A 980-nucleotide genomic window follows, 5' to 3' on the forward strand; every position below is an offset into this window, starting at 1 on the left:
CCGCTTTGCTGGAATCCAGCCAACTGCATTGTGTTTGATCCTTCGGAAGGCATAGTTGGCACTGAGATGAAAACTGCGTTCCACCCCCTCTTGGCAATCGTCGGCGTTTTTCTTGCCGGGTTCTGTGCAAGCTCAGTCGCAGCGCGAGAGATTGCGATCACGCTCGACGATCTGCCCTATGTGCTTCCGTCACGCACGACACCATCCGAGGGCTTGGCGCAGATCCAGGCTGTGAACGATGCGCTGGCAGCTCATGACGTTGTCGCAACAGGATTTGCGGTAGGAGAACAGATCGGATGGCGATCACGCCCGGCGCTGAATGCCTTTGCCGACGCCGGACACACAATTGGCAACCACAGCTGGTCTCACCCGGACTATGGTACGATCACCGCGGAACAGTTCCGCGAGGAGACACGGCGCACCGATGAAGTACTTTCCAATTGGATCGGAACGAGCCGCTTTTACCGTTTCCCGTTCTTGAGGGAGGGTGAGACAGAAGCTGCGAAAGCCGCTGCCGAGGCTATACTGTCAGAATTGGGATATGTGAACGTACCTGTCACCATCGACACGGACGACTGGCGCCATAACGCTGAGTACCTCGACGCCCTGGATCGCGGAAACGATGCGGCTGCGGCAGAAATTGTGGCGGCCTATGTTGCTCACATCCAAGAGCGCACGGAGCATTTTGAGGTACTCGCCCAGGAAGGCCTGCGGCGCGAAGTGCCCCATATCCTCCTGCTCCACATGAACCAGATCAACGCAGATCATCTCGGGGATATACTTGGCTGGTACGAAGCTGAGGGGTGGGCGTTCATTACAGTCGAGCAGGCGCTTTCGGACCCCTTCTACCAGATGCCTAATCGGTATGCTGGCCCGCGTGGGCTTTCTCAGATCGAGCGGGTCATGGGCCAACCGAGCGAATAGACTTTGGCAAGGGACATGAACACTCTGCCAATACCTGTGCGCCAAAAACAGTCGAT

The 980-nt window shown here is 57.0% G+C and carries 1 protein-coding gene; it reads left to right on the forward strand.

Annotated features, from left to right (window positions below; all coding sequences use genetic code 11):
• The coding region (locus MUB52_RS23915; RefSeq protein WP_263846666.1) for a polysaccharide deacetylase family protein at positions 1 to 924 on the forward strand (924 nt) is incomplete at its 5' end.
• Between the last annotated feature and the right edge of the window lie 56 nt (positions 925 to 980).

The sequence above is a fragment of the Roseobacter sinensis genome (assembly GCF_025755255.1).
GTDB classification, from domain to species: Bacteria; Pseudomonadota; Alphaproteobacteria; order Rhodobacterales; family Rhodobacteraceae; genus Roseobacter; species Roseobacter sinensis.